The organism is Leucobacter sp. NPDC077196 (assembly GCF_040687075.1).
Taxonomy (GTDB): domain Bacteria; phylum Actinomycetota; class Actinomycetes; order Actinomycetales; family Microbacteriaceae; genus Leucobacter.
The window spans coordinates 234,672-258,813 of the sequence record NZ_JBFBML010000002.1; the positions used below are offsets into that span (position 1 = coordinate 234,672).

The 24,142-nt window shown below is 68.1% G+C and carries 21 protein-coding genes; 11 read left to right on the top strand and 10 right to left on the bottom strand.

What is annotated here, in order from left to right; genetic code table 11:
- Window positions 1–5 precede the first annotated feature (5 nt).
- Complete coding sequence (locus AB0O71_RS04735) at window positions 6–701, bottom strand: glycosyltransferase family 2 protein (RefSeq protein WP_363742721.1); 696 nt, start codon at window positions 699–701, stop codon at window positions 6–8.
- Window positions 702–864: 163 nt separating this feature from the next.
- On the opposite strand from AB0O71_RS04735, the gene AB0O71_RS04740 reads away from it, so the two are divergent.
- Together AB0O71_RS04740 and AB0O71_RS04745 are read left to right on the top strand one after the other, a co-directional pair.
- On the top strand, window positions 865–1,977 hold the full coding sequence (locus AB0O71_RS04740; RefSeq protein WP_363742646.1) for a DegT/DnrJ/EryC1/StrS family aminotransferase: 1,113 nt from the start codon (window positions 865–867) through the stop codon (window positions 1,975–1,977).
- 39 nt (window positions 1,978–2,016) lie between these two features.
- Window positions 2,017–3,852 (top strand): ABC transporter ATP-binding protein, encoded by a 1,836-nt coding sequence (locus AB0O71_RS04745; protein WP_363742649.1) that lies wholly within the window; start codon window positions 2,017–2,019, stop codon window positions 3,850–3,852.
- 27 nt (window positions 3,853–3,879) lie between these two features.
- On the opposite strand, the gene AB0O71_RS04750 is transcribed toward AB0O71_RS04745, so the two are convergent.
- A complete protein-coding gene (locus tag AB0O71_RS04750; RefSeq protein ID WP_363742651.1) occupies window positions 3,880–4,746 on the bottom strand; it encodes a siderophore-interacting protein in 867 nt (288 codons plus the stop codon).
- 107 nt (window positions 4,747–4,853) lie between these two features.
- Between AB0O71_RS04750 and map the strand changes: the two genes are divergently transcribed.
- Window positions 4,854–5,627: a type I methionyl aminopeptidase gene (map, locus tag AB0O71_RS04755; protein WP_363742653.1), complete on the top strand. Its 774-nt coding sequence runs from the start codon at window positions 4,854–4,856 to the stop codon at window positions 5,625–5,627.
- Window positions 5,628–5,657: 30 nt separating this feature from the next.
- Here the strand turns inward: map and AB0O71_RS04760 are convergent, their stop codons facing one another.
- The gene (locus AB0O71_RS04760) at window positions 5,658–6,743 is read right to left on the bottom strand and encodes a glycosyltransferase (RefSeq protein ID WP_363742655.1); all 1,086 of its coding nucleotides are present in this window, start codon (window positions 6,741–6,743) and stop codon (window positions 5,658–5,660) included.
- Window positions 6,744–6,856: 113 nt separating this feature from the next.
- Between AB0O71_RS04760 and AB0O71_RS04765 the strand changes: the two genes are divergently transcribed.
- The 5 genes from AB0O71_RS04765 to AB0O71_RS04785 all read left to right on the top strand — a co-directional run bounded on the left by AB0O71_RS04765 (window position 6,857) and on the right by AB0O71_RS04785 (window position 12,959).
- Window positions 6,857–8,125, top strand: a complete 1,269-nt coding sequence (locus AB0O71_RS04765) for a hypothetical protein (RefSeq protein WP_363742657.1) — start codon at window positions 6,857–6,859, stop codon at window positions 8,123–8,125.
- Window positions 8,122–9,309: a hypothetical protein gene (locus AB0O71_RS04770; RefSeq protein ID WP_363742659.1), complete on the top strand. Its 1,188-nt coding sequence runs from the start codon at window positions 8,122–8,124 to the stop codon at window positions 9,307–9,309. Before AB0O71_RS04765 ends, AB0O71_RS04770 begins: the two co-directional genes overlap by 4 nt.
- 40 nt (window positions 9,310–9,349) lie before the next feature.
- Window positions 9,350–10,615 carry a glycosyltransferase family 4 protein gene (locus tag AB0O71_RS04775; protein WP_363742661.1) on the top strand — a complete coding sequence of 422 codons (1,266 nt, stop codon included), beginning with the start codon at window positions 9,350–9,352 and terminating at the stop codon, window positions 10,613–10,615.
- Window positions 10,612–11,919: a hypothetical protein gene (locus AB0O71_RS04780; RefSeq protein WP_363742663.1), complete on the top strand. Its 1,308-nt coding sequence runs from the start codon at window positions 10,612–10,614 to the stop codon at window positions 11,917–11,919. The genes AB0O71_RS04775 and AB0O71_RS04780 overlap by 4 nt, the downstream gene beginning before the upstream one ends.
- 86 nt (window positions 11,920–12,005) lie before the next feature.
- Window positions 12,006–12,959, top strand: a complete 954-nt coding sequence (locus AB0O71_RS04785) for a Gfo/Idh/MocA family oxidoreductase (RefSeq protein ID WP_363742665.1) — start codon at window positions 12,006–12,008, stop codon at window positions 12,957–12,959.
- Between the two features lie 25 nt (window positions 12,960–12,984).
- Here the strand turns inward: AB0O71_RS04785 and AB0O71_RS04790 are convergent, their stop codons facing one another.
- Both AB0O71_RS04790 and AB0O71_RS04795 read right to left on the bottom strand, forming a co-directional pair.
- Window positions 12,985–13,200 (bottom strand): hypothetical protein, encoded by a 216-nt coding sequence (locus AB0O71_RS04790; protein WP_363742667.1) that lies wholly within the window; start codon window positions 13,198–13,200, stop codon window positions 12,985–12,987.
- Window positions 13,197–14,855 (bottom strand): methyltransferase, encoded by a 1,659-nt coding sequence (locus AB0O71_RS04795; RefSeq protein WP_363742669.1) that lies wholly within the window; start codon window positions 14,853–14,855, stop codon window positions 13,197–13,199. The genes AB0O71_RS04790 and AB0O71_RS04795 overlap by 4 nt, the downstream gene beginning before the upstream one ends.
- Window positions 14,856–14,926: 71 nt before the next feature.
- Between AB0O71_RS04795 and glf the strand changes: the two genes are divergently transcribed.
- Complete coding sequence (glf, locus tag AB0O71_RS04800) at window positions 14,927–16,066, top strand: UDP-galactopyranose mutase (protein ID WP_363742672.1); 1,140 nt, start codon at window positions 14,927–14,929, stop codon at window positions 16,064–16,066.
- Here glf and nhaA read toward each other — a convergent pair.
- The 3 genes from nhaA to AB0O71_RS04815 all read right to left on the bottom strand — a co-directional run bounded on the left by nhaA (window position 16,063) and on the right by AB0O71_RS04815 (window position 19,588).
- Window positions 16,063–17,394, bottom strand: a complete 1,332-nt coding sequence (nhaA, locus tag AB0O71_RS04805; RefSeq protein ID WP_363742674.1) for a Na+/H+ antiporter NhaA — start codon at window positions 17,392–17,394, stop codon at window positions 16,063–16,065. The genes glf and nhaA overlap by 4 nt on opposite strands.
- Window positions 17,395–17,495: 101 nt before the next feature.
- On the bottom strand, window positions 17,496–17,627 hold the full coding sequence (locus tag AB0O71_RS04810) for a hypothetical protein (protein ID WP_363742676.1): 132 nt from the start codon (window positions 17,625–17,627) through the stop codon (window positions 17,496–17,498).
- Window positions 17,628–17,686: 59 nt separating this feature from the next.
- Window positions 17,687–19,588 carry a glycosyltransferase gene (locus AB0O71_RS04815; protein ID WP_363742678.1) on the bottom strand — a complete coding sequence of 634 codons (1,902 nt, stop codon included), beginning with the start codon at window positions 19,586–19,588 and terminating at the stop codon, window positions 17,687–17,689.
- Window positions 19,589–19,764: 176 nt separating this feature from the next.
- On the opposite strand from AB0O71_RS04815, the gene deoC reads away from it, so the two are divergent.
- On the top strand, window positions 19,765–20,454 hold the full coding sequence (gene deoC / locus AB0O71_RS04820; RefSeq protein WP_363742681.1) for a deoxyribose-phosphate aldolase: 690 nt from the start codon (window positions 19,765–19,767) through the stop codon (window positions 20,452–20,454).
- A 150-nt stretch (window positions 20,455–20,604) separates the two neighbouring features.
- The gene (locus tag AB0O71_RS04825; RefSeq protein WP_363742683.1) at window positions 20,605–22,284 is read left to right on the top strand and encodes a DUF222 domain-containing protein; all 1,680 of its coding nucleotides are present in this window, start codon (window positions 20,605–20,607) and stop codon (window positions 22,282–22,284) included.
- Between the two features lie 86 nt (window positions 22,285–22,370).
- Here the strand turns inward: AB0O71_RS04825 and AB0O71_RS04830 are convergent, their stop codons facing one another.
- Both AB0O71_RS04830 and AB0O71_RS04835 read right to left on the bottom strand, forming a co-directional pair.
- Window positions 22,371–22,736 (bottom strand): hypothetical protein, encoded by a 366-nt coding sequence (locus tag AB0O71_RS04830; RefSeq protein ID WP_363742685.1) that lies wholly within the window; start codon window positions 22,734–22,736, stop codon window positions 22,371–22,373.
- Window positions 22,733–24,112 carry an O-antigen ligase family protein gene (locus AB0O71_RS04835; protein WP_363742687.1) on the bottom strand — a complete coding sequence of 460 codons (1,380 nt, stop codon included), beginning with the start codon at window positions 24,110–24,112 and terminating at the stop codon, window positions 22,733–22,735. Before AB0O71_RS04835 ends, AB0O71_RS04830 begins: the two co-directional genes overlap by 4 nt.
- Between the last annotated feature and the right edge of the window lie 30 nt (window positions 24,113–24,142).

Below are 24,142 nucleotides of genomic sequence, written 5' to 3' on the forward strand. Positions count from 1 at the left end.
GGTGCCTAACGAATGATGAGGTCCACGAGAATGTTCACGGAGTTGAGCAGCGACTGTCCCTTGGCCTTCGAATAGTCGGTGTAGATCACTTCGACGGGGAACTCGGCGTAGGGGAGCCCCGTCTTGCCGAGCTGCACCACGATCTCGGTGCCGTGCGCCATGCGATCCTGACGCAGATTGATGCGCGCCGCCGCGTCCGCTCTGATGACCCGGAGGCCATTGTGCGCATCGGTGAGTCGGGTGCGGGTGGTGACGTTGGTCACCCACACCGCGGTCTTCAAGACCAGCTTCTTCAAGATGCCGGGATTGGTGCGATCGTCGAGAAAGCGCGAGCCGAACACGATCGCGAGATCCTCAGCACGAGCCACCTCGAGCATCGCCGCCGCGTCGACCACGCGGTGCTGCCCGTCGGCGTCGAACGTGACTACGTATCGCGCGCCGCGCTCGAGGGCGTAGGCGAACCCGGTCTGCAACGCCGCGCCCTGACCCAGATTGATGGGGTGCTTCACCACGTGCGATCCGGCAGCTCTCGCGACGTCTCCCGAGCCGTCGCGCGAACCGTCGTCGATGCAGACGACGTTCGGGAATACGGGCAGGAGCTCGGAGATGACTCCGCCGATGACGGTCGCCTCGTTGAAGAGCGGGATCACGACCCAGGTGTCGGCGTTGGCGAACTCGCGAGGAGCCGCAGGGTCGGGCATCATGCGACCATTCTGACAGACCGGCGCCGTAATCACGCCCGGAACAAGCCGCCAAGGCTCGGCGTCAGCAGGCTTGTGCGTGTCGACCTTACAGCCGACTGCTGCGCTGGACGGTATCCTGGCAGCTGACGATCCGCATCCCGTGCGCGAAAGGTACTTCACTATGTCGACTGAGTTCATCCCTGCTGCCAAACCCCTCATCGGAGATGAGGAGCGTGAAGCGGTCGATCGGGTGCTGCGCTCGGGCATGATCGCGCAAGGGCCCGAGGTCGCCACGTTCGAGCAGGAGTTCGGCGCGCACTTCGCCGACGGCCGCCCGACCGTGGCCGTGAACTCGGGAACGGCGGGCCAGCACCTCGGGCTGCTCGCGGCAGGCGTCGGCCCCGGCGACGAGGTCATCGTCCCCTCCTTCACTTTTGCAGCGACCGGAAACTCGGTGGCGCTCACGGGGGCCACCCCCGTCTTCGCCGACATCGAGCCGAACTCGTTCACGCTCGACCCCGAGTCGGTGCGTGCGGCGATCACTCCGCGCACCAAGGGCATCATGCCGGTGCACCTCTACGGCCACCCCTTCCTCGTCGACGTGCTCGAGGCCATCGCCCGCGAGCACGGCCTGGCGATCTATGAGGACGCCGCTCAGGCGCACGGCGCGTCGTGGAGCGGGCGCTCCGTGGGAACGCTCGGCGACTTCGCGATGTTCAGCCTGTACCCGACGAAGAACATGACGTCGGGCGAGGGCGGCATGGTGACCTGCGCAACCGAGGAGCTCGCGCGCGGTGTGCGGCTGCTGCGCAACCAGGGCATGGAGACCCAGTACGCCAACGAGGTCATCGGCTTCAACGCGCGCATGACCGACGTGCACGCGGCGATCGGGCGCGTGCAGCTCACCAAGGTGGACGCGTGGACGGCGCAGCGCCAGGCCAATGCCGCGACGCTGAATGAGGGCCTGAAGGGTCTCGGCGGCGTCACCACGCCGATGGTGGCTGACGAGGCCGTGCACGTCTACCACCAGTACACGATCCGCGTCGACGCCTCGGAGCGCGACCGCCTGCGGGACGCGCTGAAGGAGGAGCACCAGGTCGGCTCGGGCGTGTACTACCCGATCCCGAACCATCGCCTCCCGTCGCTCGCGCACTTCGCCCCCGATCTGCACCTGCCCGAGACCGAGCGCGCCGCCACCGAGGTGCTGTCGCTGCCGGTGCACCCGTCGCTCACCGAGGGAGACCTCGCGCGCATCGTCGCGGGCGTCACCGCGGTACTGCGAGCCGGAGCCTAAGCCGGGTTCGCCCGCGCTCGCGGGTCACCCGAAAGCATTATGAAACAGATCTGGATCACCCTCCGTCAGCTCCTTCCGCTGCTTCCCCCCGGGGCGCAGCGCTACTTCATCGGCTACATCGTGGCCACGAGCCTCATCACCACGCTCGACGCCATCGGCATGGCGATCCTCGCACTGTCGATCGGGCCGATGCTCGCGGGCAACGCCGTGACGATTCCGGTGATCGGCGAGATCGGTGTCGAGGCGGCGCCCGTGCTCATCCTCATTGCGCTCGCGCTCATGATGCTGAAGTCGCTGCTCAACGTGATCCTGCAGTGGTTCGCCACGCGTCGGTTCGCGCGATACGAGCTCGAGGTGGGCGATCGCCTGTTCCGCGCCTACATCGGCGCGAGCTGGGAAGAGCGGTCGAAGCGCACCGTCGCCGAGATCACGCGTATCGCCGACGCCGGGATCGCCAACGCGATGGCCGGCTTCGTGCTGCCGCTCATGCGCGTGCCAAGTGCGTTCTTCACCTTCGTGCTGGTGCTCGGGGTGCTCGTGGTCTCCGACCCCGCGACCTCGGTCATCGCGTTCGTCTACCTCTCGCTCGTCATGCTGCTCGTGCACTTCGTCGTCACGAACCGGTCGCTCGAGGCCGGTCAGGTAAACCGCGACTACAGCTATCGCGTCGCGAACCTGATGACCGAGATGATCGACGCGCTCAAAGAGCTCAGCCTGCGCAACCGCCTTGGCGAGGTCGCCGACCTGGTGACCGACAACCGGCGGCACGGCACGCGCGCCCGCGCGAACGGCTCCTTCCTCGGCGTGCTGCCCGGCTTCGCGTTCGAGATGGCGCTGCTCGGCGGCATCGCCCTCATCGGCGTCAGCGCCTACTTCTTCCAGGGCGGGGTGCAGGGGGCGCTCTCATCGGTCGCGCTGTTCGCGACGACCGGGTTCCGCCTGATCCCCGCGCTGACCGCGGTGCAGGGCGGCATTGTGCAGGCGACCGCAAGCCTCCCCGGCGCCCGCGACGTGGTGGGGGACCTCATCGCGTCGGAGCGCGACGTGCAGACCTCGCAGACGCCATCGGATACCGCCACGCTCGCCGAGAACCCGCGGCTGCTCCGCCTCGACGACGTGCGGTTCAGATATCCGAGCGCTGACGACGACGTGATCAAGGGCATGTCGCTCGACGTGCCGCTCGGAAGCTCCGTCGGGATCGTGGGACCTTCGGGTGCCGGCAAGTCGACGCTCATCGACCTGTTGCTCGGGCTCAGCCAGCCCTCGCAGGGCACGATCGAGATCGATGACGCGTCGATGCAGTCGGTGCTGCGCCAGTGGCGCGGGCGCGTCGGGTACGTGCCGCAGCGCGTCGCTCTGTTCGACGGGACGATCGCCCAGAACGTCGCCCTCACATGGGGTGAGGACATCGATCGCGAGCGCGTCACGCACGCGCTCGAGCGCGCACAGCTCGGCTCGCTGATCTCGAACCGCGCTGGCGGCATCGACGAGCGCATCGGCGAGCGCGGGGTATCGCTGTCGGGCGGCCAGCAGCAGCGACTCGGCATCGCCCGCGCGCTCTACACCGATCCGCTCGTGCTCGTGCTCGACGAGGCGACCAGCTCGCTCGATACCAAGACCGAAGACGAGGTCACGAAGGCTATTCGCGCGCTGCAGGGCGAGGTGACGCTGATCTCGGTCGCCCACCGGCTCTCGACGATCAAGGATTACGACCGCATCTGCTACCTCGACGACGGCGTCATCGTGGCGCAGGGCAGCTTCCGCGACGTGGCGAGTCAGCATCCCGCCTTCGGTGAGCAGGTCGCGCTCGCGGGGCTGGCGAGCCTGCTGAGCGACGACCCGCCCGCGACCTCGTCCATCACCCCGTCCATCTGACAGGGTGCGGCGAATCGGCCGGACGAGCTACTCGGGGAAGATCTGGCCGGCGGGTTCGCGCTTCTCGGCCTGGAATCCGTCTTCGGCTCGGCCGACGGCCCAGTAGGCGGAGAGCGACAGAGCGCGACGCTCGATGCCCCACTCGTTGTGCAGCAGCCGTCGCAACTGCTGCATGGCGCCGCGCTCGCCATGCGCGAAGACTTCGGGCACGATCTCGGGCGCGGCGAGCGCTCGGGCGGCCTCGACCAGCAGGCTGCCGTGGGGAGCGACCGTGCCGTCCGGTCGCTCGCGGTGGAGCCAGCGCACCTCGACGCCGACGGGGCGACGCAGCTCGATCTCGTCGGCGGCGCTGCCCACTTCGATGAGCACGAGGCCGTGCGCACTCGCGGGCGTCTCTTCGAGCGCGGCCGCGACCGCGGGCAACGCCGACTCGTCGGCGAAGTAGAGACGCGGCAGGTGCGGGTCGATCGACGGCGCGAATTGACCGCCCGGGCCCGAGAAGGTGAGCAGGTCGCCCGGCTGCGCTGCGGCGGCCCAGGGGCCGGCGATGCCCTCGTCGCCGTGCACCACGAAGTCGATCGCGAATGTGCCGGTCGCCGCGTCGATGGAGCGGATCGTGTACGTGCGCCGCACCGGCAGGTCCTCGAGGGGCAGACGTTGGCGCAGCTCTTCGAGGTCGTACGGCGGCTCGAGAGCGAGCTCGGGCTTCGCGAAGAGCAGCTTGACGTATTTGTCGGTCATCGCGATCCGCTCGGGATCTGCTGCGCCGAGGAACGCCGCGAAATCGTCGCCCCCGAGATGCACGCGCACCAGGTGCGGGCTGATGCGCTCCGTGCGCTCCACGGTGAGGACTCGGGCGGGGCCGGGGCGGCGGCGGGCAGCGGTTTCGTTCACTCCCTTACCGTATCGCTGCTGCGCCGTCCGCCTCTAGTATCATCAGATGAATCTCAGCGCTCGGGGTCGGGCTGACGCGTGCCGAACCGCGAGTACGATGGTCAGCGATGATCGAGATCTTGAACGAAGACCAGTTGAGCCGCGCACGACGGGCCGGCGCACTCGTCGGCAATATTCTGCAAGCGTTGCGCGAGCACGCCGCCGTGGGAACGAATCTGCTCGAGCTCGACCGCATGACCGGAGAGCTGATTCGCGAGGGCGGAGGCGTCTCGTGCTACATCGACTACGCGCCGTCATTCGGCAACGGTCCATTCGGGCACTACGTCTGCACCGCCGTCAACGATGCGGTGCTGCACGGCATGCCGCACGACTACGCGCTCGCGGATGGGGATCTGCTCACGCTCGACCTCGCGGTCACGGTCGACGGCATCGCCGCCGATTCCGCGATCAGCTTCGTCGTCGGTGAGACCCGCGACCCCGCAGATCTCGCCATGATCGCGACCACCGAGGAGGCGCTTCGCGCCGGCATCGCGGTCGCGAAGCCCGACGCCCGCATCGGAGACATCTCGCACGCGATCGGCACGGTGCTCAAGAGTGCCGGGTACTCGATCAACATGGAGTTCGGTGGGCACGGGATCGGCTCGACCATGCATCAGGAGCCGCACGTGGCGAACAACGGGCGCGCCGGGCGCGGCTACCGGCTTCGCGAGGGGCTGCTGCTCGCCGTCGAACCGTGGGTGATGGCCGACACCGATCGGCTGGCCGTCGACGCCGACGGCTGGACGCTGCGAAGCGCCACCGGCGCGCGCACGGCCCACTCGGAGCACACCATTGCCATCACGGCTGAAGGCGCTGAGATTCTGACGCTGCCCGCGCGATAGTCTCGCTGCGCGGCTCCAGTCTCGCTGCGGTCAGCGCGCGCCGTTCATGATGCGGAAGCCGGAGAACAGCGTGCGGAACGGCGCCTGGCGCTGCAGTACGCGAAACGGGTTCTGCGGCAGCAGAGTAGGAATCGAGCGGTAGACGTGCCGCTTGTCGAGTGCCAGCGCGATGCTCTCGGGTGTGCTGTGCGGTGAAGCGAGTTCGGTGAACACCGCTCGGTCGGTGCGCGCGAGCAGCTTGTGGACGCCCGGAGCAAGGCGTTCGAAGCGCTTGAGCAGGCCGAGCAGATCAGATCGGTTGGCGTCGAGGTCGGCCTGCGTGCGCGCCCGCGCGAGGATCGCGTCGAACACGTGGATGCGAATCAGCTTCACGATGATCGCGAGGCGATCGGCGCGCAAGGCCTGCGCGAACCAGGGAAGCGCCTCGAGCTCGTCGAGAAACGCGAAGTCCCGGGCAACGGGCCGCGGGGCGAACGTGACGCGATCGCCGGCGTCGGCGTTGATCACATAAGCGGGGCCATCGAGGTCGTAGGCGAGCGTCTCGGCCGTGTACCAAACGGTCAACGAGTAGGTGAGATCCTCACCCGACGCCAGTCCCTCCGTCAGGCGGAGATCGCCGAACCGACGCCGGTCGATGAGCCCGAGGGGGGCGCTGCGATACGCGAGCCGATCCTTGCGCGGGTGCAGGCGCTCGGTGCGCCGACCGTTTCGCACCGGAGGATACGGATCCGTGCGCCCGGTATCGAGCTGAATGCGAGCGAGCACAGCCTCGGCCCCCGTGCGCTGCGCAACGGCGAGCCACGAGTCGATCGCGCCGGGAGCGAGCTCGTCGTCAGACCCCATGACCGAGATGTACGGCGCCGACGACTGGGCGAAGCCGTAGTTCATCGGCCCGGCGGGCGAGGGAATGCCATCGCGAAGCTCGAGGAGCCGCACGTCGGGATGCTGCGCGTACTCGCCGAGGTTGGTGCGAATGATCTCGGGGTCGATGTTGTGCGCGACCACGTTCACGCGCACATCGCTCGCGGTGTGATCGACCACCGACGCGACGGCGCGCGCGATGGGACGAGTCGCGGAGTGGACGGCGATGGTGAGGTCGACGAGCGGCTCGGTCATGCTTCGATGCTACCGGGCGCACCGCTGCGGCCCGGCCGCCCTCGGCTACACTGGTGCCGACCATCCGGCCGCCCGACCGGCCGCCCGCAATCGCGAAGGGAGCGCGTGCACGTATGGCGCGATCCGCCCTTCTCGCTCGGCTGCTGCCGCAGCGGCGCAACGACTACCCCCGGTGGCTCAACGCACTGATCGACTACGTCGCCGACCACCCGATGAGCCTCCCGGGCCGTATCGCCGCGTTGCGACTCGGCCTTCCGCGAGCGCACGCCCGCCCCGGGGTCTCCGAGCCGGGCACCGGCGATCCGCGCCTGCTGATCGCGCCGGTCAACTACTCCAACCAGTCGACGGAGTGGACGCGCGCCGTGCGCGAAGCGCTCCCCTCGGCATCGACCGCGACGATGGCGATCGATGTGCCGGGCGGCTTCGCGTTCCCCTCCGACCTGATCGTACCCGTCGCCACGTACCACAACGATCGCGTGTGGCAGCGCGCGCAGCGCGAGTCGGTGCGGGGCTTCAGTCACGTCTTGGCCGAAGCCGAGGAACCACTCTTCGGCCGCCTCATGCGCCGTGATTTCATGCGCGAGATCGCGTGGCTGACGTCGGCCGGGGTCGACGTCGCGTGCATCGCGCACGGCACCGACATCCGCGTGCCGAGCGCGCACGCGGAGCGCGAGCCCTGGTCGCCCTACGCGGATCCTGACCTGTATTCCCGCCGCCTCGAACGCGTCACCCGCAAGAACATCGCGATGCTCCGCGCCAGCGGGCGGCCGCTGTTCGTGTCGACCCCAGACCTGCTGCTCGATCTGCCAGAGGCGATCTGGTGCCCGGTCGTCGTAGATGCGGATCGGTGGGCGGCTGCGGTGCCACAGGCTTCGGCTGCGGACGCACGGCTTCGCGTGATCCACGCCCCGAGCGTCTCCCTGATCAAAGGAACGCAGCTCATCGAACCGATGCTGCGACGGCTCGATGCCGAGGGGGTGATCGCGTATCGCGAGGTGCGCGGGGTTGCGGCCGCCGAGATGCCCGACGTGTACGCGGGCGCCGACGTGGTGCTCGACCAGTTCAGGCTCGGGTCGTACGGCGTCGCGGCGTGCGAGGCGATGGCCGCAGGCAAGCTCGTGATCGGACATATCTCGGAAGGGGTGCGCAAGCGGGTGCGCGAAGATGCTGGTCTCGACCTCCCGATCGTCGAGGCGACCCCGCACACGCTCGAGGAGGTGCTGCGCGGTATCGCTCAGGATCGCGCGGCCCTTGCCCGAGCCCGCGACGAGGGCCTGCAATTCGTGCGGCGCTGGCACAGCGGAGCCGAAAGCGCGGCGGTGCTCATGCGGCACTGGCTCTCGCCCGGCCGCTCCCACCACACCCCGCAGAAAGGCGCATGATGCACCCCGCGATCGAGAAGCTCTGGAAGCTCGTACCGAAGGTCGTGCAAGACGGCATCGCGATGACCGTGGACCGAGTGCGGCGCGCGCCGATGCCGCCGGTGCCCAGTGCAGACCAGCGGTGCGAGGCTCGCGTGTTCATCTCCCCGGCGAACTACGCGGGGCAGGGGTACCGCTGGGGCCGGGCTGCGATGCGCGACGAGCGCGTCGACGCGAAGAACCTGGTCTACGCCGAGATCAACCCCTTCGGGTACCCGGCCGACTACTCGGTGCCGTGGCGCACCGTCACCCACGACCGCGTGTGGCAGCGACGCCTGCTCGAGGCGCTCGCCCGCGACTTCACGCACGTGCTCATCGAGGCCGAGTTTCCACCACTCGGGGGCATGTGGAACGGCGACGTGCGGCGTCAAGTGCGCGAGCTCCGTGCCCGGGGCCTGATCGTCGGCGCGGTGAGTCACGGCAACGACATCCGTCTGCCGAGTCGCCACCGCGAGCATGAACCGTGGTCTCCGTTCGTCAATGACGACTGGGTGCCCGTCGAGCGTCTCGAGAAGGTCGTGGCGGGCAATCGCCAGATGCTCGACGATCTCGCGGGCCCGACATTCGTCTCGACGCCCGGGCTCATGCTCGACGTGCCCTACGCTCACCTGCTCCCCGTTGTCATCGACCCGGATCCGTGGCGCACGGATGCGCCGGTGCTCGAACGCGAACGTCTGCGCGTGCTGCACATCCCCTCGAACCCGCTCGTGAAGGGAACGGCGGAGATCGAGCCGGTGCTGCGCCGATTGCACGATGAGGGCGTCATCGAATACGTCACCGTGACCGGGCTGACTCAGGCAGAGATGCCAGCGATGTTCGCGTCGGGCGACGTGGTGCTCGACCAGTTTCGCCTGGGCGACTATGGCGTCGCCGCCTGCGAGGCGATGGCGGCCGGTCGGCTCGTCGTTTCGCACATCGGCGAGTACGCGCGCGAAGCAGTTCGCGAGGGCACGGGGCTCGAACTGCCGATCGTCGAGGCGACCATCGAGACCGTTGAATCCGTGCTGCGCGACGTGGTGAAGGATCGCGAGCGCTACCGTGCCATCGCCACCCGCGGCCCGGCATTCGTCGACCGTGTGCACGACGGCTCCGCCTCGCGGGTCGTACTCGAACGCGAGCTGCTCGGAATCGCGCCGAATGAGTAGCGCTCACGAGTCCCGCAATTCAGACCCTCAGGGAGCACCCATGCCGCACTCACAGATGTCTCGACCGCCGCTGCGGGTCACCATCGCGAGCCGCATCTTCGCTCCGGAGCCCGCTGCGGCATCGTTCATGCTCGAAGCGATCGCGCGGGAGTTCGCGCGGCGCGGCGCGAGCGTCGAGGTGCTGACCACTCGCCCGCCGGGCTCGCGCGGCGGCTTCGCCGGCCCGGGGACCGCGGGCCGACGTGCGAAGCGCCCGGATGCTGCCGGCCGAGACTTCGTCGGCGTGCGCGTGCGCCGCTTTCCCGTGCTGCGCGACGCCGCCGGCTACGTGCGCGGATACGTGCAGTACATGAGCTTCGACGTGCCGCTGTTCTTCCGGCTGCTGTTCGGCCGACGGGCGGATCTGTACATCGTCGAGCCGCCGCCCACCACGGGCGCGGTCATGCGTATCGCGGCGGCGATCCTGCGTCGTCCGTATGTGTACGACGCGGCGGACCTCTGGTCGGACGCGGCGAGTCAGGCGACGTCTTCGCGGCTCGTGCTGCGTGTGCTGCGGGCGATCGAGCGCTTCGCAATGCGGGGCGCCTCTGCGGCGTTCGCCATCTCGCCGGGCCTCATCGCACGCATGCGCGAGATCGGGATCGAGACGCCGGCCACGCCCGTCGGATTCGGCGTGGACACGGAGGCGTTCGAGTATCGCGGCGCACGAGCTGCGGCCGTGGCACCGTACTTCGTCTACGCCGGGTCGTACTCCGAATGGCACGGGGCAGACATCTTCATCGACGCCTTCGCGCGCTTCTCCGAGCAGCACCCCGGATACCAGCTGCTGTTCTACGGCAACGGCTCGCAACGTGAGGCGCTCGAGCGGCGCATCGCCGAGCTCGGCATCACCGGTGTCGAATTCTTCGCGCCGGTCGGCGGCGAAGAGCTCTCGCACGTGCTCTCGGGTGCCGTCGCCTCCCTGGCGAGCCTGAAGCCCCGGCAGGGCTACGATTACGCCTTCACGACGAAGGTGTACGCCTCGCTCGCTTCCGGCTGCCCCGTCGTCTTCGCGGGTGAGGGCCCGACGGTCGACTTCATCGAGCGGCATCGCGCTCAGCACCCGGTGGGCTCGGCGGTCGGCTACGACGTCGAGGCCGCCGCTCAGTCGCTGGTCGATGCGGCGCGCGATCCGCTGAACGATGCGGAACGCCAGCAGCTCAGCGACTGGGCCTCTGAGACGTTCTCGATCGCGCGCGTGGCCGAGCAGGTCGCGGACTGCGCCGAAGCCGTGCTCCCACCGCGGCTGCGGGAGCGCAACGCGTGAGCGTGGAGCGGAAGGGGCTGCTCGCTGCGCCTCGTCGCCTCGCCGGGGCTCTCGTCGACGAGCTCATGGCCCGGCGCTCGAGCCTGCCGCGATGGGTGGTGCACCTCATGGAGGGCGTCGCCAAACGCCCAGGCAACCCGCTTTCGCGGCTCATCGCGTTCGGACTGGGCGGCACCCGAGCCGCCAACCGGCCGGCGCCCACCACGGTGCCCGAGCGCGCGGTGCGGGTGTACATCGGCCCGACGAACTATTCCGGGCAGGGCTATCTGTGGGCGCGCGCCCTCGAAGCGGAACGCCCCGACGTCGGTGCGCGCAACCTCTCGGTGCAACTGCCCGGGGGCTTCGGCTTCGACGCCGACCGAGACGTTCCGCTTCCGGTGCAGAATCTGTCTCGGCCCTGGCAGAGCGCCGAGCTCGCCGCAGTGCGGCGCTTCACCCACGTGCTCATCGAAGCTGAACGCTCGCTCTTCGGAGGGCTGCTGAACTGGAATGTCGCACGCGAGGTGCGCGCGTTGCAGCTCGCCGGCGTCTCGGTCGCTCTGCTCTCGCACGGCACCGACCTGCGCTCGCCGCGGCGTCACCGCACCCTGACTCCGTGGACGCCCTACGGGGAGGACGAGCAGCAAGACGCCGCGCTGCAGCGAGATGCCGATCGCAACGCGGCGCTCGTCGAAGCGCTCGATCTGCCGCTCTTCGTCTCGACCCCCGATCTGCTGCTCGATGCGCCGGGCGCGACCTGGTGCCCGGTGGTGATCGACGTCGCGAAGTGGGATGCAGCCGAGCCGCCGCTCGAACGGGAGCGCCCGATCGTGCTGCACGTGCCGAGTTCGGCCGCGACCAAGGGAACGCACCTCATCGATCCCGTGATGCAGCGCTTGCACGAGGAGGGGCTGATCGAGTACCGGCGCGTCTCGGGAGTCGCGGCGGCTGAGATGCCCGCGCGGGTCGCGGAGGCCGACATCGTGCTCGATCAATTCCGGCTCGGCTCGTACGGGGTGGCCGCGTGCGAAGCGCTCGCCGCCGGGCGCGTCGTGGTGGGGCACGTGCTGCCCCAGGTGCGGGAGGCGGTGCGCGCCGCGACAGGCGAAGCGCTGCCGATCGCCGAGGCCACCCCCGAGACGCTCGAAGCCGTTGTGCGCGAACTCGTGGCCGATCGCGCACGCGCAGGTGGTCTCGCGTCGGATGGCCGGCGCTTCGTGAAGAACGTGCATGACGGGCGCTTCAGTGCGCGAGCGCTCCTCTCGGCGTGGATCGACCCCTCGGCGGGCGGTGAGGGTGACGCCGCCTCGGGGAAGCACGTTTAGACTGAAACCACAGACGGCGGCCGTGAGCCGCGCTCGGGGTGGCGACCGCCGCGCGAGCCAGTCGAGCAGATTTGTGGAGGAACACTGTGGCACAACCGAACGTCGTACTCTTCGGTGCTGGATCGATGGGGCGCAACCACGCGCGCATCATCGCGAATTCCAGTCGAGCGAACCTCGTCGGAATCGTCGATCCGTTCGAGACGAACGGGCGTGCAGCGACCGACGCGTTCGGTGGAGAGTGGTACGCCGCGGCGGAGCCGGCCCTGAAGCACGCCGACGCCGTGGTCGTCGCAGCATCAACGGAGTACCACTACGACATCGCGCGCGAGATCCTCGATGCCGGGCTGCCCGTGCTCATCGAGAAGCCGATCTGCCCGTCGCTCGAGCAGACCGAAGAAATTCTGGCGACGGCTGAACAGCGCGGCGTTCCGGTGCAGTGCGGGTTTCTCGAGCGGTTCAATGCGGGCGTGATCGCGGCGCAGTCGCTCATCGAAGAGCCCGTGTACGCGCGCGCCGAGCGGCACTCGCCGTACTGGTCGCGCATCAAGACGGGCGTCGCCTGGGACCTCCTCGTGCACGACGCTGATCTCATCTCGCGCATGTTCGGATCGCAGTCGCCCGAGCGCGTCAACGCCGAGCTCGGGTACTTCCACCCTGAATCGCTCGAGAACGCCGAAGACGTCATCGATCTCACTCTCCGCTTCCCGGGCAACGGGATCGCATCGGCTTCCGCGAGCCGCATCGGCCAGCGCAAGGTGCGGCGGCTGACCATCCAGTCCCTCGACTCCATGGTGGAGGTCGACCTGCTGCTGCGCGGCGTGACGAAGTACCGTCACGCGAACATCGAGAGCACCATCGGCCATGCCGGATTCAAGCAGATGACCGAGATGGAGGTTCCTGAAGTCTCAGGAGCCGAGCCGCTCGCGGCGCAGTTCGATCACTTCGTCGACCTGGTCGAGGGGCGCATCGACATGGACGAAGAGCGACGCAGCATCCTGCCGGCGCACCGCATCATCGCTGCAGCCCTCGAACAGCGCTGAACGGTTCCGCTCCCGGGCTGCGCCCTCACGGCTTCGGGGTGAAGGCCCGTTCTGCGAGGTCGATGAGCTCGGCGACGCGCAGGCTGTCGCGGCGCAGTTCGTCGAGCTCGGCTTCGAGTCGTGAGATGCGCTCGCGCTCGGTCTGCAACTCGGCCTCGAGTCGCGCGATCGCATCGTGCGGGGTGCCGAGGATGCGTCGTGCTCGGCCGACGGCCCGCCGTGCCGCATTGGGTTCGTTCATGCTGGGCCTCCAGGAGTGTGGTCGGACGCGGAATGCGGATGCTGTGCTGAGTGCGGAGCGGAGTCGAAGAGTACGGTCGCGCCGACGGGGCGACGAGAGCGCCGCTTGAACGTTTCGGCACGCGCGAGCGGCATGGTGTCGACGACGCCATCCGGGAGATCGGGCAGCGGTTCGTCGATCGGATCGAACGCGAGACGGAGCCCGAACGCGGCGGCCTCGTCGACGAGCTGCGCCTCTTCGAGATGCCACCCGGTGGGATCGTCGAACGTCACATCGCGGGCATGCCGAGAGTGGAATGTGAATGCCGCCTGACCGCCCGATTGCAGCGCCATGCGCATCAGACGCCACGCGTACGCGCGCCCGTAGTGCCCGATCTGGTCGAGTACGTGGTTCGCGACGATGTCGAACGACCCGCATACGTCGAGCGCTGCAGTGATGCCCAGCGATTGCGTGCGATACAGGTTGAGGTGCTCGTACGCGGGCCCCTGCGCGTCACCGGCGAAGGTGCTCGCCCGGCGCAGGGCCTCGGCCGCGTAATCGAGGCCGACGACGCGGCTGCCCGGCAGGGTGACGTCGAGGGCGCGGGTCAGCGTGCCGCTGCCGCAGCCGACGTCGAGCACCACCGGCGAAGCGTCGGTGCGCAGGGCCTCGAGGAGCCACTCGCGCCCTGCGGTCCAGAGTGCCTCGGTCTCATCCCGTGTTGCTGCGTGTTGCGCGGCGTAGTGCTCGTCCCAGAAATCGCGATGAAAGTTGAAGGAGCCGAACCAGTTCTCGAAGCGACGCCGCGTCGGCTCAGGAGTCTCGAGCACATATCCGGGAATGGGCGTGCGCCAGTTCGCGTCGTAGTTGATGGTGAGCCACCGATCGGTGTCGGCGGGTGCGGGAAAGCCGGTGCCGTTGATGGAGACGCTGCTGAAGGGGAGCATCTGATCCATGCGCATCTCGCCGCGCACGTGGAACGGCTGATTGATGAGCCCGTCCGCGGTGAAGAACGCTGCGAAGACGTCGATGTAGTGGACGACCTCACCGCGATCCTCGTCTCGGAAGAGCAACTGCATATGGGTCGCGCTGTGACGCTTGATCTCGTAGCCGAGCACTTGCAGCGCGCGCCCCACCCGAAACGCTTCAACGGAGACGTCGACCGGGTGCGTATGCTCCGAGAGGTATGCGATGTCGGCATCATCGTCGTGGGGGAGGAGAGCTCCCGAGCGCACAGCGCCGAGCAGGGTGCCGCCGACCACGAACGGCCGGAGCCCCTGCTGCTGCAGCTGCTGGACGAGGATCTCGGAGCGCTCGACGATGAGCGCCTGGACCTCCTCGCCCATCGCGTCGAGCGCGACGCCGAGCCGACCCCACTTGTTGACGACGAGCGGGGTGCCCGTCTCGTCGACGACTGCTGTGCGATGCGCACCCTGGTCGAAGGCGACCTCGAACGCTTCGATGCACGCTCCGCTCGCCGAATCGTGCACGCTCAGGCGAGTGCTGCCCGTCAGATGCGGGCGCAGCATCTCGGGCCAGTCGATCTCCGCGGGAGTCACGAGCTCGCGCACGTCGATCGACCAGATGCGCGCATCGTCGAATCTGACGTCGACGGACACCGTGCGCTCGGGAAGCGCTTCCAAGACGAGGTGTCGAGACGTGGATCGTGAGTTCATATGCGGCAGAGTCATGCGGTTCGCCCAGTCTAGCGCCGGGGGCACCACGGCCAGCCTCTAAGCTAGAGACCATGGATCTTCTTGTCGTCGGATCAGGTTTCTTCGGACTCACCATCGCCGAGCGCGCTGCGAGCGCCGGCAAGCGAGTCGTGGTGATCGATCGCCGCTCGCACATCGGCGGCAACGCCTACTCGGAGGCGGAGCCCGAGACAGGCATCGAGGTGCACCGCTACGGCGCGCACCTCTTCCACACCTCGAACGAGACCGTGTGGGAGTACGTCAACCGGTTCACCACCTTCACGAACTACGTGCACAAGGTGTACTCGAACTTCAAAGACGAGGTGTACCCGCTGCCGATCAACCTCGGCACGATCAACCAGTTCTTCCGCGCGGCGTACGGCCCGCAGCAGGCGCGCGAGGTCATCGCCCAGCAGGCGGAGGAGTTCGACACGAAGTCGGCTCAGAACCTCGAGGAGAAGGGCATCTCGCTCATCGGGCGCCCCCTCTACGAGGCGTTCATCCGCGACTACACCGCGAAGCAGTGGCAGACCCCCACGACCGACCTGCCGGCCGAGATCATCAGCCGTCTGCCCGTGCGGTACACCTACGACAACCGGTACTTCAACGACACGCACGAGGGGCTGCCGACCGACGGGTACACCGCCTGGCTCGAGCGCATGGCCGACCACCCGAACATCGAGGTGCGCCTCGACACCGACTTCTTCGACGAGAGCCAGCCGTTGAACAAGCGGGCCGTCGTGGGCACCGTGCCGATCGTGTACACCGGCCCGGTCGACCGCTACTTCGACTATGCCGAGGGCGAGCTCGGGTGGCGCACGCTCGACTTCGAGCAGGAGGTGCTGTCCGTGGGTGACTTCCAGGGCACCAGCGTGATGAACTACGCCGGAGCCGACGTGCCGTACACGCGCATCCACGAGTTCCGCCACTTCCACCCCGAGCGCGAGTACCCGAGCGACAAGACCGTCATCATGCGCGAGTTCTCACGCTTCGCCACGCGCGACGACGAGCCGTACTACCCGGTCAACACCCCCGAGGATCGGGATCGCCTGCTCAAGTATCGCCAGCTCACCGAGGGTGAGAGCGGCGTGCTCTTCGGCGGCCGACTCGGCACCTACCAGTACCTCGACATGCACATGGCGATCGGTTCGGCGCTCACGATGTACAACAACAAGCTCGCCGAGGTGCTCTAAGCGTTCTCCTGATACACGTCGGGCACCCCGTCGTGGTCGGCGTCGATGCGGTCTCGCTGCTGCACCCGCCCGTAGTGGCGGTTGCGCGCACCCAGCAGGATCGCGGCGAGCGCTGCGGCGAGCACCGATGCCGCGAGAATCGCGACCTTGGCGGTGTCGTTGGCGGCGGTTCCGGCCGGGAAGCTGAGCTCGGCGACCAGGAGTGACACGGTGAACCCGATGCCCGCGAGGAATCCGACGCCCACGATGTCGATCCACCGGAGTGCCGGGTCGAGTTTGGTGCGGGAGATCTTGGTCACCAGCCATGTGGTGAGCACGATACCGATCGGCTTTCCGAACACGAGTGCCGCGACGATCCCGAACGTAACCGGGTTCATCGCTGCCGCCTGGAGCCCCTCCCAACCGCCCACGGAGACGCCGGCGGCGAAGAATGCGAAGATCGGAACGGCGAAGCCTGCAGAGATGGGGCGGAACCGGTGCTCGAATCCCTCTGCGAGACCCGGCGTAGATCGCTGCTCATGCTTGCGCGCGTGGAGCACGGGAATCGTGAAGCCGAGCAGCACACCAGCGATGGTCGCGTGAATTCCGGAGGCGTGCATGAGCGCCCACGCGGCGACGCCGATCGGCAGGAGCACGACCCAGGCCGCGAGAGGCCGGGTGCTGAAGAACCCGCGGAAGACCTGCGCGATGACGCCGTACACGGCGATCGCGAGCAGCGCGAAGAGCAGGGGAGCGACGGCGATCGTGTCGGTGTAGAAGACCGCGATGATGCTGATGGCGAGCAGATCGTCGACGACGGCGAGCGTCAGGAGGAAGATGCGCAGCGCGGCCGGCAGTTTCGAGCCGATGATCGCGAGCACGGCTACCGCGAACGCGATGTCCGTGGCGGTGGGTATCGCCCAGCCCGCCCTGAGCTCGGGATTCTGCCAGACGATCGCCGCGTAGATACCGGCGGGAACGACGACGCCGCCGATCGCCGCTGCGATCGGGAGCATCGCCGTGCGGAAGTGCTTGAGGTCACCCGCGACGAACTCCCGCTTGAGTTCGAGACCGACGAGGAAGAAGAAGATGGCGAGCAGCCCGTCTGCCGCCCAGGCGCCGAGGCTGAGCCGCAGGTGCCACGGCTCGTAGCCGATCTCCCAGTCGCGCAGGGCGAAGTAGGAATCCGCTGCGGGTGAGTTCGCCCAGATGATGGCGATGGCGGCTGCGCAGACGAGCAGGATGCCGCCGACGGTCTCCTTGCGCAGGATCGTGGTGATCCGTCGCGCTTCGGAGAAGGTGCCGTACCGGGGTACGGTCTGATCCTGAGTTTGGGGCGTGGATTCCACAGCGTCTCCATGATTCGTTCGCGGTCTGAACAGTGTGAGAACGGCAGAACGATGCTGCGTGGCTGCGTGGCTGCGCTGCGAGCCACGGCGATCGCGCCGTTCTAGGCGGCGACGAGTGTGGGAGCGGTGCCCGAGAGCATCGCCCCCCAGGAGGAGACGTATCCGTTGGTGCCGGGGTGCGACAGCATCCACTCCATGGGAGTGAAGGTCTGGGGAAGCCCGTGGGAAGTCATCCTTTCCAGGATACCAAACCGCAGGGCGCACTCACTGCGCGATCACTGCGCGCTCGCCATCACCCCTCGAAGGTGCGCTTCCACGTTTCAGGAGAGGTGATCTCGGGCAGGGCGGCCCGGTACTCGGCCGACAGCCGATCCCAGTTCTGCTCGATCTCCCGAGCCAGCGCCCGTGACTCTTTCAGCAAACGACGGAACTTCTCGCGATCGTGGCGGTGCCACATCTTGCCGCTGCCGTCGGCTGAGCCGATGATGACGCTCGAGTGGTGCGGGATGCGCCACCAGAACGCATCGCTCTTCGCGTACTCGAGCTCAGGGGTGCGTGCGTCGGCTTCGCTCACCGTGCGGCGCCAGTGCTGCGGCAGCATGCGCGCGGTGAATGCGGCGAGCCGCAGGCCTGTCGGGTAGTCGGTGGGTTTCTCGAGCATCGGCAGGGCCCGGCCCCCGCGCGCATACGGGGTGTCGGGATCGCCCGGCCGGTAGACGTGCGTCTCGGGGTAGTCGGCGGCTCGAGCGCGAGCCGCGGGCATGACGCGCGCGAGATCCTCATGGAGACTCTCAGGGCCGCGCAGCACGGCGCGCATGCCGTCAACGGCGAGCTGCGTCGCGTAGTACTGCATGTTGAGCAGTTTCTTGATGTCTTGCCGACCGCTGTTCTGCAGCAGCTTGCCGCCTCTCGGCTGGTCGGAGTGGAGCAGGCCCGCGATGATGCGGTTGCGGGTGTGGAAGAACGCCTGCCAGTCCTGGGAGTCGTCCTTGTCGATCCAGGAGACGTGCCAGAGAGCGACGCCCGGCAATGAGACGGTGCGGTAGCCGGCATCGCGCGCGCGCAACCCGTACTCGGCGTCGTCCCACTTGATGAAGACGGGGAGCGACAGGCCGATATCGGCAATGATCTTCTTCGGGATCATGCACATCCACCAGCCGTTGTAATCGGCGTCGAGGCGCGCGTGCATCCACGGCGTCTGGCGCAGATTGCGCTTGCGGAAGTCGTGGCGATGCTGCTGCTCGAACGATGGGCCCCACATGAATGGGCCCGGCCGCACGACCTCGGCCCAGGCGTGCAGTACCGGCTTGTCGAGCAGGTCGAACATGTGCCCGCCGACGATCACCGGGGTGCGGCTGAAGCGGCCGAACTGCAGCGCACGGAGGGCGCTCTCGGCCTCGAACTCCACGTCGTCGTCGAGCAGGAGGAGGAAGTCGGTGTCTTCGCGCTCGAGCGTCTCCGACATGGAGCGCGCGAATCCGCCCGACCCGCCGATGTTGCCCTGCTCGATGACCCGCAGTTTCTCGCCGAGCGCCGCAGCCACCTCGTCGAAGCCTGTTTCGTCGCGCACCTTTTGCGTGCCCTGATCGACGAGGAAGATGCGGTCGATGCCCTCGAGCAGATCCGGGTTGTCGGCAACGTTGCGAAGCGTGCCGACGCAGTAGTCGGGCTTGTTGTACGTGGTCATGCCGAGGCTGAGCTTGCCGGTCTCGACCGGCTGCGCTTCGGTCGACCAGCGGCCGCCCTGCAGTTGGAGATCCTCCGTGCTGGCGATGAGATCGAACCAGTACCAGCCGCCGTCGCTGAAGGAGCGGAGGGGGAGGTCGAAGGTCGTGGTGGCGTCGCCCGTCACGGCGTGCGAGTCGACGCGCTGCTGCACGCCCGAGGCGTTCGACCGGTAGACGATGATGGTTCCGGGACCCTGCGTGCGCAGCTCGAGCTGCACCTGATCGACGACCGTCCATCGCTGCCAGTACGAGGCCGGGAACGCGTTGAAGTAGCTCGCGAACGAGATGCGATTGCCCGAGCGCACGCGCATGCTGTCGCGCGAGAGCACGTTGTCGATGTGCGCGTTCTCGCTGAGCCGCACGGGCCGGTTGCGCACCGTGGTCCAGGTCTCGGCGTCCGCGTAGAGCGGCAGCACGTCGGGGTCTTTAGCAACGGGGAACACGACGTTCTGCAGGATGGTCGGCATCGGGAGCGAGCCTCTCTGAGCGTGCGGCGGGCAGAATACCGCAACAGTCTAGCGGCGAGGGGTGGGAGGTTGGCTGGAGGGGAACGAGTGCGGGTGAGTGGATTCGACGCGTCATAGAGTTGAACGGAGAGGCCCGATCCCGGGCTGCTGATCCTTCGTTCTGAACAGGAGCCCCAGTGCCCGCACCCAACTCAGCTTCAGTCGTCGCGCTCGCCCGCACGATCGATCACACGTTCTTGAAGCCCGAGGGGCGGCGCTCCGATGTGGAGCGGGTAGTCGCCGAGGCCGCCGCGTTGGGTGTCTACAGCGTGTGCGTGTCGCCGAGTGAGCTTCCGCTGACGCTGCCCGCGCGAAGCGAACTGAAGGTGACGGCGGTGTGCGGGTTTCCGAGCGGCAAGCATCAGTCGTCGGTGAAGGCCGCGGAGGCGGCGCTTGCGGTGAACCACGGGGCTGACGAGATCGACATGGTGATCGATGTCGGTGCGGCGATCGATGGCCGTATCGCCGAGGTCGAGGCCGATATTCGTGCCGTGCGGGCCGCAGTGCCGGCGCCGACCGTGCTGAAGGTGATCATCGAATCGGCGGCGCTCGATGACGAGACCATCACCGCGGTGTGCGGAGCCGCTGAAGCTGGGGGTGCGGACTTCGTGAAGACGTCGACGGGGTTTCATCCGTCGGGGGGAGCGACGGTGCACGCCGTCGAGGTCATGAGACGAGCGGTGGGGGATCGCGTGGCGATCAAGGCGTCGGGCGGCATCCGCAGTCGGGAAGATGCCGAGGCGATGCTGCGCGCCGGTGCGAGCCGGCTGGGGCTCTCGTCGAGCCGCGTGGTGCTCGAGGGCGGAACGGGCGCGGCGGGGTACTGAGCCGGGGTTTGGGGCCGAGGGTTGGGGTTCTGGGCCGGGCTGAGCCGGGGTGCCTTTGTAGGGTCCTCAACAACAACCGCTGGGAATCTTTGGACCGGGCCCGGTCTCTGAACCGCCATGAATGTCGATGGGTGCCGGCAGAGTTGATGCATGGAGGCCTCACCGTACTTTCCCGACCCGCAGGGCGGAGAGCTCGATGCGGTCGTGCGTGAGCTCTCTGAGGTTGAAATGGAACTCAGAGGGCTCGAAGCGCGCAAGCGGGCGCTGCTATCGCGTGTCCGCGATGTAGCGGATGAGGTGTGCGCGGCCGAGCGTCGCACGGGTCGCCCGGCCGAGCTGGTGTATCGGGCTGCCGCGGCAGAGGTCGGCTTTGCGCTCGGAATCGCGGATCGGAGCGCCGAGGCGTTGATCGAACGTTCTCATGACCTGTGCGCAACGTTTCCCGCGGCCCATGCCTCGCTCGCGGCGGGTCGCATCTCGGTGGCGCACGCATCTGCAGTGACTGATGCCGGGCTGGTCATCGCCGACGGCGCGGCTCGTGAGGCGTATACGCGGGCCGCGGTGGAGATCGCGGAGGTCGAGACGCCGAACCGAGCCCGGCGAGCTGCGAAGGTGGTGGCAGAGCGGTTCGCGGGCCGAACGCTCACGGAGCGGTGCGCGCGGGCCGCGGACGCGCGTCGGGTCTGGGTGACACCGCTCGACGACGGCATGGCAGAGTTGCACGCCGTGGTCGACGCGGTGCTCGCTTCGGCATTGCACGATCGGCTGACGCGCGTCGGGCAGGCGCAGGTGAACGCCGACCGCGAACGGGCCGAGGGTCGAGGGCGCGGCGGGAGTGCTGGTGAGGGTGCCGATCGTGGCGAGGATGCTCGTGCTGATGCTCGTAAGGGTGCTCGTAAGGGTGCTCGCGAGGATGCTCGTGGGGGTGTCGATGAGAGTGTTGCTGGTGCTGCTGAGGGTGGTGCTGAGGGCGGCGAGATCGTGCCGCGAACGCTCGATCAGGCGCGTGCCGACCTGCTCGGAGATCTTCTGCTCAACGGTGACCCATCGGACCTGTGGCGTTCGCGGGGCGGGGTGAGCGGCGAGCGGATCGATGCACGGGTGCAGGTGATCGTCCCCGTGAGCGCGCTCGCCGGCGGTCGCTCTCGAGAGAGTGCTCCCGGCCAGGGCCAGGACCAGGGTTCGGGCCAGAGCCAGGGCCGGGGGCAGGACCAGGATCAGGGCCACGGCCAGGCGCAGGCGGTCAGTTTGATCGAATCCCCGACGAGCGATGCCGTAGGCGCCGGGTACCCCGGGCCGGCGATGCTCGCAGGGTACGGCGTGATCGGACCCGATCGGGCTCGGCTGCTCGCCGGTCTCGCCCGCGGGTGGGACCGGGTTGCCGTGGACGATGCCACAGGCGTGGTACTCGCTGTCGACCGATACCGGCCTTCGGAAGAACTCCTTCGATATCTCCGGGCGCGGGATCAGCATTGCCGGTTCCCGGGCTGTCAAGTCGTGCCGTTCCGGGCCGATGTCGATCACACGCATGACGCTGCCAGAGGTGGAGCGACCTCGATCGCCAACCTTGCGGTTCTGTGCCGACGCCATCACACGATGAAACATCACGCGGGCATGCGGATGACGCAGCATTCCGACGGTGAGGTGGAATGGGTGACCGCGCTCGGGCGACGAAAACGAGAGCGCCCACCATCGCGAGTGATGTTCGCGCCGATGGAAAGCGAGGGCGCACGGGGGTACTCAGACTCAGCCGGTTCGGTACAACGCGGGAATCTCGCCAGCAGCGGTTCTCAGGAGCACGAGTCTGAAGCGAGGGCTGCTGCGGCGTGAACACGCGCGGTGTGTGCTCGTGTGCCGGTGCTCGTGCGCCGGCGCTCGCGTGCTCGTGTGCCAGTGCGCTTGTACGCAATCGCGCCCTAGTGCACCTGCAGTTCCTGGCCCGCCCGCCACACCGCGACGGTGAGCGGGGGAGCACTGGCGGCGATCTCGCGCAGCAGTTCGAACTCCACGCGATCCGCGTTGCGCTGATGAATCTCGGCATCGGAGCCACCGGCGCGAGCGGCGAGCCGGGCCAGGCCGAACTCGGCGAGGAGGCCGCGATCCTCCAGCATCTCATCGCGGAGCGCGCGCACCACGAAGTCGTCGACCTCCGGCGTCTCGGCGTAGGCGGCGGCGGGGTCTTCGCCATCGCGCACGAGGTGCTCCATGATGGTTTCGCGTTCGAGGCGAGCATCGGAGCGCAACTGCACGAGTCGCTCGGTCGTGAGATGCAGGGCGCTCATCGCTGCACCCCGATCGCGCCGGTGTCGTGGGTGATGGGTACGCGGCGCCAGGGCAACTGCGTCGGTTCGGCCTCGAGGGACGGCAACTGGAAGTCGAATCTCGATTTCACGGCGAGCAGCACCAGCAGCAGCCAGTTGCCCTCGATGATGAGTCGGCTCTCGGTCAACGACTGTACGAGCAGCGCGATGATCACGAGGAACGGCCAGAGCGCGCTCGTCGCGTAGGTCAGCGGCGGCCCGTAGCCGCGGCGCGGCTGATCGACGGCGCGGAACCAGACCCGCCACGTGGTCAGCACGATCAGCGGGGCGAACGCGAGCAGCCCGACGATACCGAGCTGCAACCACACGTCGAGCCAGGCGTTGTGGGCGCTCATCACCTGAATGCCGGCCTTCTCGTCGAGCGAGGCAAACGGCTCGGCCCACGGCGCCCAGTAGCTGATCCACCCCCAACCGAACCAGGGTCGCTGCTCGGCGAGATCGATCACCTTCTGCCAGGTCTCGACGCGCCCCGTGAGGTCGCCGCTCTTGCCGAGCAACCCGAACACGAAGTCGCGCGCGAACAGCACGAGACCGATGGCGACTGCCAGCACGGCCCCGCCGGTGATGTACAGCGGCACCCGCCGCTCGGGCCCGAGCCGTCGCGCCCAGAGCGCGAGCGCCAGCCCGACGCCCACGGCGGCGAGCGCCACCCACACGGTCGCCCCGCGCGTCAGCAGGATGGTGCCGAACGAGAGCACGAGCCAGAACCAGCCCCGCACGGGGCGCACCAGGCCGGCGCGCAGCTGGATGCCGAAGATGATGACCCCGAGCAGCGCGATGAAGCCGAGCAGCACCGAGCTCGCGACGAGACCCTGAATCGGTCCGCCGGCGAACAGGAGATCGCGGCTCCAGTAGAGCAGCTTCGAAACCTTGCCCGACTCGGGCACCTCGATGAAGTTCTGGAAGACCGGGCGCTGCACGAACACCGCCACGAACAGCTCGAAGACGAGGGAGAGCCCGATGAGGTACCGCAGCGCCGTGCCGAGCGTGCGCAGCACCTCGTGCCACGAGAGCACGAACGCGATGACGACCGCGAGCAGCGTGGTCGCGAGCTGCCCGAGCACGCCGAGCACGCTCTCGGCACGGTACTGAGACCAGATGATCGAGAGGATCGCCACCCCGAGGAACCAGTACAACGGCGCGGGCAGGCGATACCACCGGAAGCGCTCGGGCCGCTCCCGCACGAAGATCACGACGCCCCACACGACGAGCGCCGCCGCGAGCCCCAGAAATCCGGGCCAACCGACGAGATTGCGGATCCCGTTGCTGCCCAACGACAGAATGAAGACGCAGATCGCGTACGCGCTCACACCGAGTCTGGTCTTGCTCTCCGACATAGTCGGTATGGTAGTTCATGCCTCGTGGCG

Coding starts and splice junctions, on each gene's coding strand:
- AB0O71_RS04735 (WP_363742721.1), bottom strand. CDS start 701: ATGCCCGACCCTGCGGCTCCTCGCGAGTTCGCCAACGCCGACACCTGG.
- AB0O71_RS04740 (WP_363742646.1), top strand. CDS start 865: ATGTCGACTGAGTTCATCCCTGCTGCCAAACCCCTCATCGGAGATGAG.
- AB0O71_RS04745 (WP_363742649.1), top strand. CDS start 2,017: ATGAAACAGATCTGGATCACCCTCCGTCAGCTCCTTCCGCTGCTTCCC.
- map (WP_363742653.1), top strand. CDS start 4,854: ATGATCGAGATCTTGAACGAAGACCAGTTGAGCCGCGCACGACGGGCC.
- AB0O71_RS04760 (WP_363742655.1), bottom strand. CDS start 6,743: ATGACCGAGCCGCTCGTCGACCTCACCATCGCCGTCCACTCCGCGACT.
- AB0O71_RS04765 (WP_363742657.1), top strand. CDS start 6,857: ATGGCGCGATCCGCCCTTCTCGCTCGGCTGCTGCCGCAGCGGCGCAAC.
- AB0O71_RS04770 (WP_363742659.1), top strand. CDS start 8,122: ATGATGCACCCCGCGATCGAGAAGCTCTGGAAGCTCGTACCGAAGGTC.
- AB0O71_RS04775 (WP_363742661.1), top strand. CDS start 9,350: ATGCCGCACTCACAGATGTCTCGACCGCCGCTGCGGGTCACCATCGCG.
- AB0O71_RS04790 (WP_363742667.1), bottom strand. CDS start 13,200: ATGAACGAACCCAATGCGGCACGGCGGGCCGTCGGCCGAGCACGACGC.
- AB0O71_RS04795 (WP_363742669.1), bottom strand. CDS start 14,855: ATGAACTCACGATCCACGTCTCGACACCTCGTCTTGGAAGCGCTTCCC.
- glf (WP_363742672.1), top strand. CDS start 14,927: ATGGATCTTCTTGTCGTCGGATCAGGTTTCTTCGGACTCACCATCGCC.
- AB0O71_RS04810 (WP_363742676.1), bottom strand. CDS start 17,627: ATGACTTCCCACGGGCTTCCCCAGACCTTCACTCCCATGGAGTGGATG.
- AB0O71_RS04815 (WP_363742678.1), bottom strand. CDS start 19,588: ATGCCGACCATCCTGCAGAACGTCGTGTTCCCCGTTGCTAAAGACCCC.
- AB0O71_RS04825 (WP_363742683.1), top strand. CDS start 20,605: ATGGAGGCCTCACCGTACTTTCCCGACCCGCAGGGCGGAGAGCTCGAT.
- AB0O71_RS04830 (WP_363742685.1), bottom strand. CDS start 22,736: ATGAGCGCCCTGCATCTCACGACCGAGCGACTCGTGCAGTTGCGCTCC.
- AB0O71_RS04835 (WP_363742687.1), bottom strand. CDS start 24,112: ATGTCGGAGAGCAAGACCAGACTCGGTGTGAGCGCGTACGCGATCTGC.